Origin of the sequence: Cupriavidus sp. a3, assembly GCF_051015765.1 — a bacterium.
Classification (GTDB): domain Bacteria; phylum Pseudomonadota; class Gammaproteobacteria; order Burkholderiales; family Burkholderiaceae; genus Cupriavidus; species Cupriavidus oxalaticus_A.
This window is the reverse complement of the sequence record NZ_CP170643.1, coordinates 1,782,157-1,795,346: the sequence shown is the minus strand read 5'-3', so window position 1 is coordinate 1,795,346 and position 13,190 is coordinate 1,782,157. Positions and strand designations below refer to the sequence as shown.

Annotated in this window: 15 protein-coding genes and 2 pseudogenes; 6 read left to right on the top strand and 11 right to left on the bottom strand. The window is 62.0% G+C overall.

Going from position 1 to position 13,190, the window contains the following annotated elements:
- Positions 1-17 precede the first annotated feature (17 nt).
- The 3 genes from ACAD63_RS08795 (at position 18) to ACAD63_RS08785 (ending at position 1,698) form a co-directional block, all read left to right on the top strand.
- Positions 18-704 (top strand): dienelactone hydrolase family protein, encoded by a 687-nt coding sequence (locus tag ACAD63_RS08795; RefSeq protein ID WP_434033781.1) that lies wholly within the window; start codon positions 18-20, stop codon positions 702-704.
- Between the two features lie 50 nt (positions 705-754).
- On the top strand, positions 755-1,087 hold the full coding sequence (locus ACAD63_RS08790) for a DUF883 family protein (RefSeq protein WP_133092789.1): 333 nt from the start codon (positions 755-757) through the stop codon (positions 1,085-1,087).
- A gap of 242 nt (positions 1,088-1,329) precedes the next feature.
- Positions 1,330-1,698 carry a TraR/DksA family transcriptional regulator gene (locus ACAD63_RS08785; protein ID WP_133092788.1) on the top strand — a complete coding sequence of 123 codons (369 nt, stop codon included), beginning with the start codon at positions 1,330-1,332 and terminating at the stop codon, positions 1,696-1,698.
- Between the two features lie 131 nt (positions 1,699-1,829).
- Here ACAD63_RS08785 and ACAD63_RS08780 read toward each other — a convergent pair whose 3' ends face one another.
- Together ACAD63_RS08780 and ACAD63_RS08775 are read right to left on the bottom strand one after the other, a co-directional pair.
- Entirely contained in the window at positions 1,830-3,362 is a 1,533-nt protein-coding gene (locus ACAD63_RS08780; RefSeq protein WP_135706953.1) for a bifunctional aminoglycoside phosphotransferase/ATP-binding protein, read from the bottom strand.
- A gap of 95 nt (positions 3,363-3,457) precedes the next feature.
- Positions 3,458-3,943: a lecithin retinol acyltransferase family protein gene (locus ACAD63_RS08775; protein ID WP_434033780.1), complete on the bottom strand. Its 486-nt coding sequence runs from the start codon at positions 3,941-3,943 to the stop codon at positions 3,458-3,460.
- Between the two features lie 381 nt (positions 3,944-4,324).
- On the opposite strand from ACAD63_RS08775, the pseudogene ACAD63_RS08770 reads away from it, so the two are divergent.
- Positions 4,325-4,531: pseudogene (locus ACAD63_RS08770) on the top strand (IS4 family transposase); the annotation flags it as partial.
- A 66-nt stretch (positions 4,532-4,597) separates the two neighbouring features.
- Here the strand turns inward: ACAD63_RS08770 and ACAD63_RS08765 are convergent.
- The 4 genes from ACAD63_RS08765 to ACAD63_RS08750 form a co-directional block, all read right to left on the bottom strand.
- Positions 4,598-5,164 (bottom strand): hypothetical protein, encoded by a 567-nt coding sequence (locus tag ACAD63_RS08765; protein ID WP_434033779.1) that lies wholly within the window; start codon positions 5,162-5,164, stop codon positions 4,598-4,600.
- 236 nt (positions 5,165-5,400) lie between these two features.
- The gene (locus tag ACAD63_RS08760; RefSeq protein WP_133092783.1) at positions 5,401-5,832 is read right to left on the bottom strand and encodes a DUF6691 family protein; all 432 of its coding nucleotides are present in this window, start codon (positions 5,830-5,832) and stop codon (positions 5,401-5,403) included.
- 1 nt (position 5,833) lies between these two features.
- Positions 5,834-6,268 carry a YeeE/YedE family protein gene (locus tag ACAD63_RS08755; protein WP_135706949.1) on the bottom strand — a complete coding sequence of 145 codons (435 nt, stop codon included), beginning with the start codon at positions 6,266-6,268 and terminating at the stop codon, positions 5,834-5,836.
- A complete protein-coding gene (locus ACAD63_RS08750) occupies positions 6,262-6,600 on the bottom strand; it encodes an ArsR/SmtB family transcription factor (RefSeq protein ID WP_135706948.1) in 339 nt (112 codons plus the stop codon). The genes ACAD63_RS08755 and ACAD63_RS08750 overlap by 7 nt, the downstream gene beginning before the upstream one ends.
- An 84-nt stretch (positions 6,601-6,684) precedes the next feature.
- Between ACAD63_RS08750 and ACAD63_RS08745 the strand changes: the two genes are divergently transcribed.
- Positions 6,685-7,545 (top strand): MBL fold metallo-hydrolase, encoded by an 861-nt coding sequence (locus ACAD63_RS08745; protein ID WP_135706947.1) that lies wholly within the window; start codon positions 6,685-6,687, stop codon positions 7,543-7,545.
- A 153-nt stretch (positions 7,546-7,698) separates the two neighbouring features.
- Here ACAD63_RS08745 and ACAD63_RS08740 read toward each other — a convergent pair whose 3' ends face one another.
- From ACAD63_RS08740 to ACAD63_RS08725, 4 genes and pseudogenes are all read right to left on the bottom strand, one after another.
- Positions 7,699-7,965, bottom strand: coding sequence for a DUF5676 family membrane protein (locus tag ACAD63_RS08740; protein ID WP_135706946.1), 267 nt, complete (start codon positions 7,963-7,965; stop codon positions 7,699-7,701).
- Positions 7,966-8,001: 36 nt separating this feature from the next.
- Positions 8,002-8,670 carry a methyltransferase family protein gene (locus tag ACAD63_RS08735; RefSeq protein WP_133092992.1) on the bottom strand — a complete coding sequence of 223 codons (669 nt, stop codon included), beginning with the start codon at positions 8,668-8,670 and terminating at the stop codon, positions 8,002-8,004.
- Positions 8,671-8,916: 246 nt separating this feature from the next.
- Positions 8,917-8,970: pseudogene (locus ACAD63_RS08730) on the bottom strand (hypothetical protein); the annotation flags it as partial.
- A 339-nt stretch (positions 8,971-9,309) separates the two neighbouring features.
- Positions 9,310-10,494: a methionine adenosyltransferase gene (locus ACAD63_RS08725; protein ID WP_434033778.1), complete on the bottom strand. Its 1,185-nt coding sequence runs from the start codon at positions 10,492-10,494 to the stop codon at positions 9,310-9,312.
- A 927-nt stretch (positions 10,495-11,421) separates the two neighbouring features.
- On the opposite strand from ACAD63_RS08725, the gene ACAD63_RS08720 reads away from it, so the two are divergent.
- Complete coding sequence (locus ACAD63_RS08720) at positions 11,422-11,634, top strand: DUF2188 domain-containing protein (protein ID WP_133092776.1); 213 nt, start codon at positions 11,422-11,424, stop codon at positions 11,632-11,634.
- A 64-nt stretch (positions 11,635-11,698) separates the two neighbouring features.
- Here the strand turns inward: ACAD63_RS08720 and ACAD63_RS08715 are convergent, their stop codons facing one another.
- On the bottom strand, positions 11,699-13,120 hold the full coding sequence (locus ACAD63_RS08715) for an alpha-amylase family glycosyl hydrolase (protein WP_205751679.1): 1,422 nt from the start codon (positions 13,118-13,120) through the stop codon (positions 11,699-11,701).
- Positions 13,121-13,190: the final 70 nt, after the last annotated feature.

Below are 13,190 nucleotides of genomic sequence, written 5' to 3'. Positions count from 1 at the left end.
AGCGGGAAGGGGGGTTCATGGGGCACATTACCAACGAACAGGTGCGGATCCATATCGGCGATATCGCGTTGGCGGGCGACCTTGCCGTGCCCGAAGTTGCATCCGGTCTGGTCCTGTTTGCACATGGAAGCGGCAATTCGCGCCACAGTGCGCGCAATCGCGAAGTCGCATCGATGCTGAACGGGATGGGCCTGGGCACGCTACTGTTTGACCTGCTGACGGCCGACGAGGACGTCGGGATGTCGAAGCGGTTCGACATCGCCCTGCTTGGCGAGCGGCTCAAGGCTGCCACGGTGTCCGTGGCGCACCTGACGCGCGAGCGCCACCTGCGCCTCGGGTATTTCGGCGCCAGCACGGGAGCTGCCGCGGCCATCCGTGCCGCCGTGGACTCGCCGCCGCATATGCGGATCGACGCGGTGGTATCGCGCGGCGGCCGCGTCGACCTGGCCGGCCATGAGGCACTATGCCAGTTGCGTGCGCCGACGCTGATGATCGTGGGGGAAGCGGATCCTGAGGTACTCAAACTCAACGCGCGCGCCACCGCCTGGATGCCCTGCGAGAAGCGGCTGGAGGTGATTCCCGGCGCCACTCATCTGTTCGAGGGGCCAGGCGCGCTGGAACAGGTCGGCAAGCTAGCGGGCAAATGGTTCTGCCAGCATTTTGCAGCGGCAACGCAGCCCGCGCCGCACGGCCACGCCGGCTAAGCATGGTGCCGTGTGATGCACGGCGATGACTCAGAGAAAAGGAGAATGACATGAACGATACTCGCGCCGCGCTCTTGCTGCACAAGGAGGTACTGGCCCGTGATGCCAATACGCTGCTGGCCGATGTACAGGCATTGTTGAGGGATGTTGCCGACGAAGCCAGCGAGGAGACCGCCGCGGCACGCGCGCAGCTGGGCGCACGCCTGCACGCGCTCCAGGGGCGTCTGGCCGAGCAACGCGAGGCGGCACGGACGCGTGTCTCGCGATGGGCCGACACCACGGATCGCTATGTTCACGCGCATCCTTGGGAGAGCATCGGCTCCGTCGCCGCGGTCGCAGCCGTGGCCGGTGCACTGGTCGCGCTGGCCGTCACGCGCCAATAGCGGCGGGCGCGCAAGGATGCCTGCATGGGCACCATCGTATTCGCCATGCCGGGCAAACAGGCTGCGGCGATCGCAGCCTGCCTGCCCGGCCAGCGGGGCGAGGCCGAGATCCGGCATCTTCGTGAAGGCGAGTCCTAACGTGCGACACCGTTACACCCCATCCAATCGCATTCCCGCTGCAGAATGCCTGGCAGCCGGCATCCGGAAGTACTCCAAGCGCCAGCGGGGGAAGGAAGTCCCTCATGACCAATCTTACAGCACAGCAATCCGCTTCACTGGTGGCGCAGCTTGATGCGGAAGAAGCGAGCATCCGAGCGGCTGTCGGCTCCGCCGACACGCCGATGACGCCAATGGCACAGCGAGAGGCGCGGGACGAGGGGGACCTTGCCGACGACGAAATCAACCAGCGGCAGGACGATGCGATGCTGGACCATTACCGCATGCAGTTGGCCGACATCTCCGCCGCGCGGACGCGGATGCAGCACGGCCAATATGGCACCTGCATCGATTGCCAGCAGCCGATCCCGTTCTCGCGCCTGCAAGCATATCCGACCGCGAAGCGCTGTACGGCATGTCAGCGCCGGCACGAGCAGCTTTATGCAGACCGTTGACAGATGCCGGCGGCAGGCCGCCGGGTGCAACTGAGCGCCCCGCGGCCCGCGCGTTTCAGCGCCAGGCCATAGCGGATTGAGTCGCGGCGGTAAAGGGGCGAGGCCGGCGCACAACGCGACGTTGGCGTCGATCACCGCCTCAGCCCGGTTGCGGCGAGGCTTACAAGGCTGCCCGGCGAGGCGACGCAGGCAAGCTCGCCTTCGGTCAACGGCTCCTGGACACGCATCTGCCACGCCAGCACGCGGTCGTCGGCATCCGACGGGTCCCCGCCTGCCCGGGCACGGGCGGCGATGCGGGCGCGCAGCGTCTCAGGGGTGGCTTCGCAGGTGACGATGGCGAAGGGGACACCAAGGCGGAGGGCCTGGGCCGCAAAGCGCTCGCGCTCGGCGCGGACCAGAAAGGTGGCGTCGGCAATCATCGGGAAACCGGCACGGCAGCCGAGCCGGCAGACGGCGAGCAGGCGTCGGTAGGTCCGCGCCGTTTCGCTGGAGGCATACCAACCACTCGCCGGCGCAACGCCGCGGTGCAAGCCCTTGCGTATGGCGTCGGAGCGCACGCGTACCATCGCTGCGGCCTCGCTCATCTGCCCTGCCACCGTGGACTTGCCGCTGCCGGACAGGCCATGCATCAGCACCATCGACCCGCGACGGCGGTTGAGGCACTGCCATGCCAGCGCCAGCAGCCTGCCTGCCTCGGACTGAGCCGGTGCCATGGACGCGCCTGCCGCGTGCTGCTGGCTGGCGTGCTCCAGCAGCACGCGCGCACGCACCAGGGCCCGCATGGCGAGATAGAAGGGCAACACGGCCAGCGCACCGTAGTCTTCCGATTGTTCCAGGTAGCCGTTGAGCAGCCGGTAAGCCAGCGCCGGTCGGCCGTGGTGCAGCAGGTCCATGACAGGGAAGGCCAGATCGCTGATGGTGTCGGTCCAGCGCAGCGCGGCGTCGAACTCCAGGCAGTCGAATGGCGTCGGCACGCCGTTCATCAGGACGATGTTGCCCAGATGCAGGTCGCCATGGCACTCGCGCACATGGCCGTGGCACAGGCGTGCCCGGAACGCGCCGGCTAGCCGGATGGCCTCGCTGCGCGCCCGCTGGGCCACGCGGCTGGCCAGGTGCGTAGCCTGCACGATTCGTCCGATGCCGCGCAGGCACTCCGCGAGTGTCGCGTCGATGCGGGCCGGCGTGCCAAAGCCATCGGAATAGGCTGCCGGGGGCTGCGCCCGGTGAAAGGCAGCAATGCTGCGCGCCAGCGCATCGATATGGGTCGGCTCCAGCCGGTTTGCAGCGATTCTTGCGCTCAGCAGCTCCTGTTGGTCGAAGCGCCGCATCCGGAGCGCATGCTCGATCGGAATGCCGCTGCCGCCGATGCGCACCGAGCCGGGCGCGGGGGCCGGCACGATTGGCACCACATCCAGGTACAGGTCGGGTGCGAACCGGCGATTCAGGCGCAACTCGGTTTCACAGTCGTCGCGGCGTGCCTGCGCGGTGGAGAAGTCGACAAAGTCGAACCGCACCGGCTTGCGTATCTTGTAGGCAAAGTCCCCGGCCAGAAAGACACGCGAGATATGCGTCTCGATGACCTGCACTGCCGGCGCCAGATGGGGATAGGCGTCCGGCTTCTGCAAGGCGGCCGTCAATGCCGCGTCGTCCCATTGACTCTCCATGTCCCTTGCCGCCTGCTCCCTTGCGCTGTTGTGCCTTGCTTCTCATTGCAGCCGCGGCAATGCAAACTGTGACTACCCGTTCGCCCCGCTGCGCCCTAGGCTGTCACGCGTGCGGCCAGATCCTGACCCAGGATACCTGCCGCGCTACAAAGTACGCCCACGATAGCCTGCAGCGCGCGCCACGGGTGACTCAGCAGCGCCTCCACCTGCTCGCTGCGGCTCTCGCCAGACAGGCACCACCTGCAGAAGTGCTCGCAGTTGTTGGTGAGAATGCGGTAATCGTCCTCCCCGAGCCGCGCAGTCGCGCGCCGTACGATCTCCGCCTCGATGTACCTGGCTTGCGTGGCCGGCTCGACGCGAAAGCCGTGGCCGTCGGCAAAGCCGGCGAGGGACGTCTTTTCCACCGGGCCGCAACGCAGGAAGCTTTTGAATCCGACATAGTGCACCACCTCGCCGTTGCCGACATAGATGCCGTGATGGACATAGCCACGGCGGTCCGTCTTCAGATGTGCGCCAAGTGGGATGTCCGCCGCGATTGCCGTAATGCGCGGTGCATGTCCGATGGGGAGATCGTCGCTCATCGCCTTTCTCCTTGTCGCCCTTGTTGCGCTGGTCGCTCCTGCCGCGTTGGGCCCGGATTCTCGCTCCTGCCGGCAAGCAACACTGACGCGCTGACCTGTCTTGCTGCCGATTTCCGGCAACCGTCTGCCTTCGTGTATGCCTGCAGTATCGTTGCCGCCCGGCGATGCCGAAATCAGCCGGATCCGAAAAACGTGTCGGCTTGGTGCCATGCGCCTTGTGCGTGTATCAGGAGGGCGCTTGTACGTCGTGCGCACCGCGCTGTCAGCGGAATCTGACATGCGCGCGGCGGAATAGCCCAAGATCCCCAGCCGTTGTGCAGAGGAGGAGCAGCCACCCTGCGCTGGGCTTTTGCCGACCGGTGCTGACTTCGGCGGTGATTTTGCCTTCAGGACACGATGGAGCTCGATTTCAACGGGCAAGCCGCTATCGGTTCAGGACCACTGAGCTATGAAGCTCAGCGTGGCATGTACTTGCACCCGACCTACGCGTCACGCCGCAGCGCGAGCCGCTTTGCGTGCTGGGCGCATGTAATGTGGACCCGCGAGAAGTGGGACAAATTCGGCAAGCGCGGCGAGCCCAAGGCAAGCCTGCAACCTGGCGGCTGAACAAGTCAGTGACGGCGGCCAGGTAGCCCCCCCTTACGGCTAGACCCATTAGCCGCCTGGCGACATCATTCCACCCATTCCCCTCCCCGGACCCATGCCCGGACCCATGCCCGGACCCATGCCCGGACCCATGCCCGGACCCATGCCCGGACCCATGCCCTGGTCGTTGGCCATCGTCTGCATCATTTCCTGCATGAGCGCCATGTGACTACCTGCCATATCCCGGCACATCTGCATTTGATTTGATGGGGCGTTTCCCTTGGCGACTCCTTTGCCGGCAGCCATACGACCAGGGCCGCCCATTTTCATCATGTCCTGTTGCATGATGGCCATTGCATCCTGCATGACCTGATGGCGTTCAACCAAGAGGGCCTGGCGCTCTTCGGGCGTTTTGGCCCGCGAAAGCCGCTCCCTGATGGCACGCAGGTGGGCAACCTGGGCATCCAGCCTTGCGTCACTGGACACTCCTGGGGCTACGACCGGAGGCTTATCTTGCCGATTTTCGGGATGCTCATGCTCCGTGCCGGTAGCCGGCGACGCCGGGAAAGCTGTTGTCGCCCAAGCGAGCGCAATGGCCGCAGTGATCAGGGTAGAGAGGCGATGAATATTGGACATGATGAAAATCCTCCTATGAAAACATGACAATTCCTTCTCTAAGCTATGCGGCAGTCATGGATTTGATTTGATTGGGATCAACGAAGCGTTTGGTGCACGGGATGTTCAGTCCCTTCGATGTGCCGGTCTGCGCGCCGGAGCAATCGGCGCAGACCTATTTCTGATGCCATCTGCAGCGGTGCTCGGATGTGCCAGCAGCCATGCTGCTGCCAATGAATTCACCACGCGTGCTGTGCTTAGACGCGCTGCATGCTCGATTTCGTCCGCTCGACGAGTTCGAAGACGGCCATGCCAGCCGCCATGGCCGCCACAAAGCCGACGGCCTTCGGATAGCCCGCGCCTAGGGCCACTAGCGCGGGGCCAGGACAGAAGCCGGCCAGACCCCAGCCGACACCGAAGGCGGCGCTTCCCAGTACCAGCCGAAGCGTCAGGGTCGTGCTGGCCGGCAGTTGCACAGGCAGCCCAAGGAAGGAGCGATTGCGGTGCTTGGCGATGAGGACGGCGAGCGAGCCAATGGCGATGGCACCGATCATCACAAAAGCGAGGGAGGGGTCCCACGTTCCTGCAAGGTCAAGAAAATCCAGCACCTTGGCCGGGTTGGCCATGCCGGAGATCATCAGGCCAATGCCGAATAGCAGGCCTGCCAGGAGTGCAGTAATGGCGGTCATATCAGCCTCCAATCAAGTGCCGTTGCACGAAGACGGTCAGAAATCCCGCAATCATGAAGGTCAGGGTGGCGACCAGCGAGCGGATGGAACCGCGCGAGATGCCGCACACGCCATGACCGCTGGTGCAGCCGCTGGCGTAGCGAGTGCCAAGGCCTACCATGAAGCCGGCGACCAGGATTTCGCCCCAGCTTGCCTGGATATCCGCAACGGCCGGCTTGCCGAGCAGGCTCGCAATGACAGGAGCTCCAGCCAGGCCGGCAAGGAAGGCCAGGCGCCAGGCCATGTCCTTTCGAGGCAGGCTGAGCAGGCCGCCAAAGATGCCGCTGATGCCGGCAATGCGACCGTTGAACAGCAGCAGCACGGCGGCTGCCACACCGATGATGAGCCCGCCGACCAGTGACGGGCCGGGCGTGAAATTAGCGAGGTCAATCAGCATGTCGCCTCCTGATTGGGGTTGGCACAGAACTGTTCATAAAGGACCGCCATGACGGCAAGCGCCTGGGTGCTCGCCACCGAATAGAAGATGTTCTTGCCGTCACGGCGCGTCGCCACCAGGTTGTTCTCGCGCAACACGCCGAGCTGTTGAGACAGCGTCGGCTGCCTGATGCCGAGCTGCTCCTCCAGTTCACCGACAGATAGCTCGCCTTGGGACAGGCGGCACATCAGCATCAGGCGGTCTGGATTGGCTAGTACCTTGAGCAGGGAACAGGCGTTCGCCGCAGCAGCTTGCATGGTGGCGAGGTCGATGACGGGGTGAAGCTGATCCATAGGTTGTCCACACTTTGCCTATGTATAGTATATTGAAGAATATAATGTATGTGAATAGAGTGTACTGCATTTAAGGAGGCGAGCATGCACCCGACTATCCAGCCGTTCTTCGACCCGGCGACCTGGACTGTGACGTACGTGGTCTTTCAGGAGGGGCACCCCGAGTGCGCCATCATCGACTCGGTGCTGGACTACGACCCGAAGGCGGGGCGGACGTCGACGGCAAGTGCCGATAAGGTCGTTGCGTTTGTGCGCGCGAATGAGCTGCGAGTCGAGTGGATTCTCGAGACGCACGCGCATGCCGACCATTTGTCTGCCGCGCCATATTTGAAGAAACACCTAGGTGGCCAGATAGCAATAGGCCAAAACATCCGCAACGTACAGGGGGTCTTCAAGAAGCTCTTCAACCTGGAGCCTGAGTTCCAGCTCGACGGATCGCAGTTCGACCACCTGTTTCACGACGGTGCGACGTTTGCCATCGGCGGCCTCACCGGCAGGGCGATTCACGTGCCAGGGCATACACCCGCCGACATGGCTTACCAGATTGGGGACGCGGTCTTTGTCGGCGATACGCTGTTCATGCCGGACGTCGGCACGGCTCGCTGCGATTTCCCGGGCGGCGACGCGCACGACTTGTATCGCTCCATCCGCAAGCTGCTGGACCTGCCGGGCAACACACGGCTGTTCATGTGCCACGACTATCCGCCCGAGGGGCGGGGGCCCGCATGGGAGACGACGGTGCGCGCTCAGCGTGAAGGCAACATCCAGGTGCATGACGGCGTGAACGAGGAGCAGTTCGTGGCCATGCGCCAGGCGCGCGACGCGACGCTGGCGATGCCTACGCTGCTTCTGCCGTCGGTGCAAGTCAATATCCGAGCCGGGAAGTTGCCGCCGCCCGATGCCAATGGCGTTCGCTATCTGAAAATCCCGCTTAACGTCCTCTGAGCCAGCTTAGTGACCGACCTGACCGATTCGTGGCGGATGAGAGTTGCGCCCTCCAATGGTGCTTTGAATTTTCCGGACCAAGAAAACTCGACGGCACCCCCTACTTCGCAGCTGGCCGCCGGCCCGGACGTGAAACGAGCTCGGAAAGAGCTGTCAGGTCTCTCCTCGAAGGCTGTTGTGTAACCATGCAAAGAAAGCGCCGGCAGCAAAGAACCACACTGCAAACACAAAGGCTGGATAGATGATGGACCACCAGGAAACCGGTTCGCCGGTCCGAAGGCGCCGGAAATCGAGGCCGTGAAAGAGCGCATTCATGAAATTCATGAAGGGCTCAGGAAGAACCATCCAAACGAGCGTGCATAGAACGTAGAACAGCACGACCGTGGCGGATAGCGTCACACCAGTCGTGAAGGGCTTCATGACAGCCTCCGGGTGCAAGGAAAATTACGGTTGAATTCAATGAGGACGACGCGCCTGAGGAACATCTCGGCCTGACATGTGTGGAATGAACGCTGGTGTTTTTTGACGATATTCCTCATAAGCCTGCCCGAACTCGGCCAATGCGTCCTGCTCCTCCGACTTAGCCAGTCGAACATACATCCAGACCAGGATGGGGAACATCACCAGGGTGACTATCGTCGGCCATTGCAGGAGAAAGCCGAACATAATCAGGACGAAAGCGACATACTGGGGATGCCTCATGCGCGCATAGAGGCCTGTGGTCGCCAGGCGGTGCTGCTGCTGGGCCAGGTACAAAATGCGCCAAGCGGAAGACAGCATGATGAATCCGCCAAAAATCAAGATGTCGCTAGCGATGTGAAATGGCCCCAGGTGCGGGTTGCCGCTCCAGCCGAAAATCATCTCGGGAAGATGACCGGCATCATGAGAGAGAAAGTCGATTCCCGGGAACCTCGCCGCAAGCCACGGCAGCAGGAGATAGATGGTCAGCGGAATTCCATACATCTCCGTAAAGAGCGCCACAACGAATGCTGAGAACGCGCCAAACGAGCGCCAGTCGCGCTGGGTCTTCGGCCTGGTAAAACTGAAGGCGAAGATGATGAAGACAGCGGAGTTGATAATGACCAGAGACCAGAGGCCGTAGCTGGATTGTGTTTCGGGTTGCATCATTGCTCTCCTTCGGGTTTCGTGTCCTTTGTGGAGCCATCCGGTCCGTGTCCGTGTCCGTGTCCGTGTCCGTGTCCATGACCACCGTGCATGAAGAGGCGTCGCCGCGGGGATAGGAGCGACGCCCGGTGGGCGGCCAGGACTGCTAGAGGGATCAGCCGAGCTAGGCCTATCAACGGCGTGAAGAATATATTTCGCCGGGTTGGCAAGGAAAGCCTGCCCACAGCGTGGGGAGCAGAACCAATATCGCTTCTGGTCGACTTCCGTGCTGGCAGCGGCCTTGTGAGGCGAAATCTCCATGCCACAGACTGGTTCGCGCACGATCTGCTGGCGGGCGGCTGGACCCGCGGTGGCAGTTGGAGCTGCCTCGGCGCCGGTGACGCCGTAATGCCCCAGCATTCCATCCTCTCCTCGGGGCGACTAGGAGAACCTAACGCGCATAAATTACATTTTCATTCTGGGCGACCAGTCGACTTGCTTCTTGATTTGGATCAAGCATTCATGGGTGGTGGGGCGAGCGGGGGTAGCAGTTCTGCTAATGGATGTCGAACGCCACATATGCAGGCACTGAAGGCTGCGGAAGCCGCTCGGCCCGCTGATGCCGGCGCCGAGGTTGCTCGGCTTCCCAATATTCCGGGCCTAGAAAACCGCTACCGAGCCATTGACCAGCTCATTGACCAAGGCAGGAAGCTCCGCCAGCTGTTGCGACACCAGTTCACGAACTTGTTGCGCCTGAGCGCTCGACAGGCCGCGCTCGGCCACGATATCAATGGCAACCAGTTGTGGCTGGTTGATGGGGCGTCCAATACCGGAGAGGAGCCGGACGGTGACTTCATCCGCGCCATCCACGCTTGTCTGAATACGAGTGGCTAGTTGATGGGCGAGCACGTTGTATAGTTTGCCGACATGTGACGCCGGGTTCTTGCCAGCTGCGGCCTCCAGCGACATTGGCCGATAGGGAGTAATCAGGCCATTGACCCGGTTACCGCGGCCAACCTGGCCGTCATCACCATGCTCAGCGCTTAAGCCAGTGACCGTCAGGTAAATCCCGCTTTCGTCGCAGGCATCCCTGCGATCGAGGGTATTGATTGCAATCTCACATTCAGCGCCGATGTGCTCGGCCAGATACGACCCAATTCGCCCCTTGAGGATGAAGTAGTCGTCGACGCCCTGGACGTATCGGTCGACAAACGCCAGGGCAAGCGTGAGACGGTGATGCTCACCCAGCCGACTCCCCATCACCTTGTAATCGAGGCCAGCCGCCTCAAACATTCCCCTGTCGGAACGTGAGCGCAGAAGGTCGGCAACCAGGAGCACCGCTCTCTCAAGTGATGAGTGTGGCGCATAGCCGACGCCAAAGGATGTGTCATTGGACAGCGGAAGAGACGCTGCATTGGCCACACGCCGAAGGTTCGGGGCTGAGGGGCGGAGGATGGGCTCGATGCCGATGTCATTGCCAATACCGCCCAAGGACATTGCCAGGTACTCGCGAATGGCCTGCTCGACAATTAGCTCGGCCTTGGCCGACGGGAGTTCGGTAACAGGGCCGGAAACTATCAACCGCGTTAGGCGCAGCACTTTGCCACCGCCGAACTTTGGCGCGCTTATGCCACCAATGAGTAGGGCCTTGTCCAGATTGAAGTGCTGGACTGCTCCATAGGCTTCGAGGTAGGCGCGGCACAAGGCGCGGGCCGCAGCTTCGACAGCCCCATCGCATAGGCTATCGGGATGGCCGATGCCCTTGTGCTCGCACATTTCCGTCGGCTCGCTTCGCCACGACGGCCGACTCGAGATGGAAATCGAAATGTTCTCCATAGTAGGCATCTCGAACCCCTTTCAGTCACCCTGCAACCATTCTATGTAGTGGCGCCAGGTAAAGGTGGGTGCGAATTGGATTGCAGGTAAAGTTGGGGTCGAGCCTAACCGCCAAGCAGATCCATTCGTGTTTGCAGCAGGGAGTGCGCACCGCTGAATCGACCATCGCATCTGTTGCCCTCTGGGCAAGCGGCTGATGAGGTGTTTCATCACCGATTCCGCTAGCGGCGCAGAGATGCGGCTTTCTTCACGCCTTGCCCCCGGCTAGCTAGTTTCTCAATCGGGGTTTGGCTCCCTTTCCTTGCCGATTTCGCGAAGGCACAGCGTTATGGTCCGCCGCAACCTGCCACGGGTAAATGGCCGACATCGCCGCCGCGCGGGCGCGGATACAGCACGGCCAGTACGGCGTTCTTTGACCTACAGCAAATCGACTTCATGTCCGATGACTACGCTATGGAAGTGTAGGACGCAGATTGAACTTCTCAGACCTATGAAACCGAAGCGAGCGACAATTGAATGCTGCAATATCCTGCTCGCTACCTTGCGGGGTGAAGAAGCACTGAGCCGATCGCAGGTAGTAGCCATGAATGCGTTGACGGGTGATGAGTTCACCAGGGCCAAGAATCATCTGCTTAAGGAGGGCCTGATTTGCCGCAGCTCCACCATGAAAATCGTTCGCCGGAATCATACTCGCTACAAGTTGACAGAGAAAGCGCTCGAATTATCCGTGAAGTTGCCGCTTCCATTACATCAAGCGCGTGCTCAGATAAATTTTGAGAATTTACTTCGTGCATGGAAAATTAGCTTGCCTTCTGGACCCGTTGCGCTTCCGAGTGTGAAACGGTTTCGGTTCACCAACGATGAATTGGACCAAAAGCCGCGATCGCCATGAAGTCTTCCCTTCTCGCGCGATAAGCGGTCTTTGAGGGGGTAACTATGTCATCGATGAATATTTGTGTGATGCCAGCCCATCTTGGCTGGTGCGTCCGCGCTGAGGATAGGCCCGACGTGTACGAGTTCTGCGTTTCGCTGAATGAAGCTATAGAAGCGGGGATAGGTATCGCTGAGCTCGAGCGAGCCGAACTGGTTGTCTATGGACTTGACGGCAGACTGCGGCTGAGGCGTTCCTTCAATGAACGCGCCAGCTAGGTGCTGAACTAGCCGCTGCCTACCCGGCTTAGCCTTCTCGGAGCGCCTGGTGAACCTGAACCTGTTAATCAATTCCTTTTATAGCAAAAACATGATAGCCCCAGGGAGGCAGGTCCAGAAAGAGACCACGGGCGCGCAGGTCAGCGCCCTGTCGGTCATAGACAGCCGAGCTGAGCCGGTCCTCAAGTCGTATGGTCCGGTCCCCCAGTTCCGGGAAGGGCGTTTGCATGAAGCACTGGCTTTGCTGCGGCGAGTAGTTTACGACGACGAACATCCACTCGTGAGAAGTCCCGACCCAGCGGAATGCAATGAAATTGTCGGCGGACTTGTTTTCGGCCCAGGTGGGAATGCATTCCAGTAAGGACCAATTGCCCTCCCGAAGCACCGGTTGGCGCAGCACGGCAAGAAGGCGGGCATAGAACTGCGCGAGCGCTCCGTCGACCGGCTCCTCCGGGGCGCGGACCAGATGCGGCGAAATGCGTGTGCGCCGGCCCGCGAACTGTCCTTGATGGAAAAAGCGCAGGCCCGGCGAGAGGAATGTCAGCACGGCGGCCGCCGGATAGACTTCGGGTGCAAAGATTGATGCGGCGCGCGGCTCGTCGTGATTCTCCAGAAAGCGCGCCAGCTTGTCCTGGTAGGCCATGTCCGCACCGAAGTGCTCGCGCACCGGGCGGGCACGCTGTTCGCGCAGGCGGTCGTACAAGCGCTTGTCATAGGTATAGTCGAAGCCCTGCTGCTGAAGCGTCCATTCCATATCCCAGTACACCTCGGCCATGAACAGGAAGCCGGGATGCTGGCGCCGCACCGCCCCAATCGCCTTCGGCCAGAACAAGTCGGCTCGGATGCCCCAGGTGCGCTCGAACACCTCGGGCAAGACGAGCATGGCCATGTCGCAGCGCACGCCGTCGCACTGGCCGGCGATGCGTGTCAGTTCGGCGATCATCGCTTGCTGCAGTTGCGGGTTGCCGTAGTCAAGCTGCAGCGTGTCGGGCCAGCCATCGAAGTAGGGGTCTCTGCCGTAGGCGAGGAGCAGCGGTCCGTTCTTCGTGTTCATGCGGCAATAGTTGCGGGGTGAACGCGCCAGGTCCTCTTCGCTGCCATGGACGAAATAGTCCGGCTGCTCGTCGATCCACGCGTGATCGGGGGCCATGTGGTTCGGCACGAAATCGAGCATCAGGCGCAGCCCGCGCTGTCGCGCGCGCACGCGCAGGCGGGCCAGCGCTTCGTCACCGCCGAGACCGTGGTGCACGGTGTAGCTCTTGATCGCAAAGCCGGAACCGGCGATATCCTCCTCGCACAGGTCGGGCAGCGTTTGCTCGAACTCGTGCCGCCACGCCACGTTGCCGCGCGAGACGCGCTGCGCGGCAAGCCCGGTCTGCCAAACACTCAGCAACCAGAGCCAGTCGCAGCCCATGTCCGCCAGGCGGTCCAGTTCGGTGTCGGTGATGTCGTCCAGCGTGGCGGCACGGCCAAGCGACTGCGACATTTCGGTAAGCCGAACCCGAGTGTTGAGTTGGTAAAGCGCTGGATAGCGAGGCGTCAGCACAGCAGTCCTC

Coding starts and splice junctions, on each gene's coding strand:
- ACAD63_RS08795 (WP_434033781.1), top strand. CDS start 18: ATGGGGCACATTACCAACGAACAGGTGCGGATCCATATCGGCGATATC.
- ACAD63_RS08790 (WP_133092789.1), top strand. CDS start 755: ATGAACGATACTCGCGCCGCGCTCTTGCTGCACAAGGAGGTACTGGCC.
- ACAD63_RS08785 (WP_133092788.1), top strand. CDS start 1,330: ATGACCAATCTTACAGCACAGCAATCCGCTTCACTGGTGGCGCAGCTT.
- ACAD63_RS08780 (WP_135706953.1), bottom strand. CDS start 3,362: ATGGAGAGTCAATGGGACGACGCGGCATTGACGGCCGCCTTGCAGAAG.
- ACAD63_RS08775 (WP_434033780.1), bottom strand. CDS start 3,943: ATGAGCGACGATCTCCCCATCGGACATGCACCGCGCATTACGGCAATC.
- ACAD63_RS08765 (WP_434033779.1), bottom strand. CDS start 5,164: ATGTCCAATATTCATCGCCTCTCTACCCTGATCACTGCGGCCATTGCG.
- ACAD63_RS08760 (WP_133092783.1), bottom strand. CDS start 5,832: ATGACCGCCATTACTGCACTCCTGGCAGGCCTGCTATTCGGCATTGGC.
- ACAD63_RS08755 (WP_135706949.1), bottom strand. CDS start 6,268: ATGCTGATTGACCTCGCTAATTTCACGCCCGGCCCGTCACTGGTCGGC.
- ACAD63_RS08750 (WP_135706948.1), bottom strand. CDS start 6,600: ATGGATCAGCTTCACCCCGTCATCGACCTCGCCACCATGCAAGCTGCT.
- ACAD63_RS08745 (WP_135706947.1), top strand. CDS start 6,685: ATGCACCCGACTATCCAGCCGTTCTTCGACCCGGCGACCTGGACTGTG.
- ACAD63_RS08740 (WP_135706946.1), bottom strand. CDS start 7,965: ATGAAGCCCTTCACGACTGGTGTGACGCTATCCGCCACGGTCGTGCTG.
- ACAD63_RS08735 (WP_133092992.1), bottom strand. CDS start 8,670: ATGCAACCCGAAACACAATCCAGCTACGGCCTCTGGTCTCTGGTCATT.
- ACAD63_RS08725 (WP_434033778.1), bottom strand. CDS start 10,494: ATGCCTACTATGGAGAACATTTCGATTTCCATCTCGAGTCGGCCGTCG.
- ACAD63_RS08720 (WP_133092776.1), top strand. CDS start 11,422: ATGTCATCGATGAATATTTGTGTGATGCCAGCCCATCTTGGCTGGTGC.
- ACAD63_RS08715 (WP_205751679.1), bottom strand. CDS start 13,120: ATGTCGCAGTCGCTTGGCCGTGCCGCCACGCTGGACGACATCACCGAC.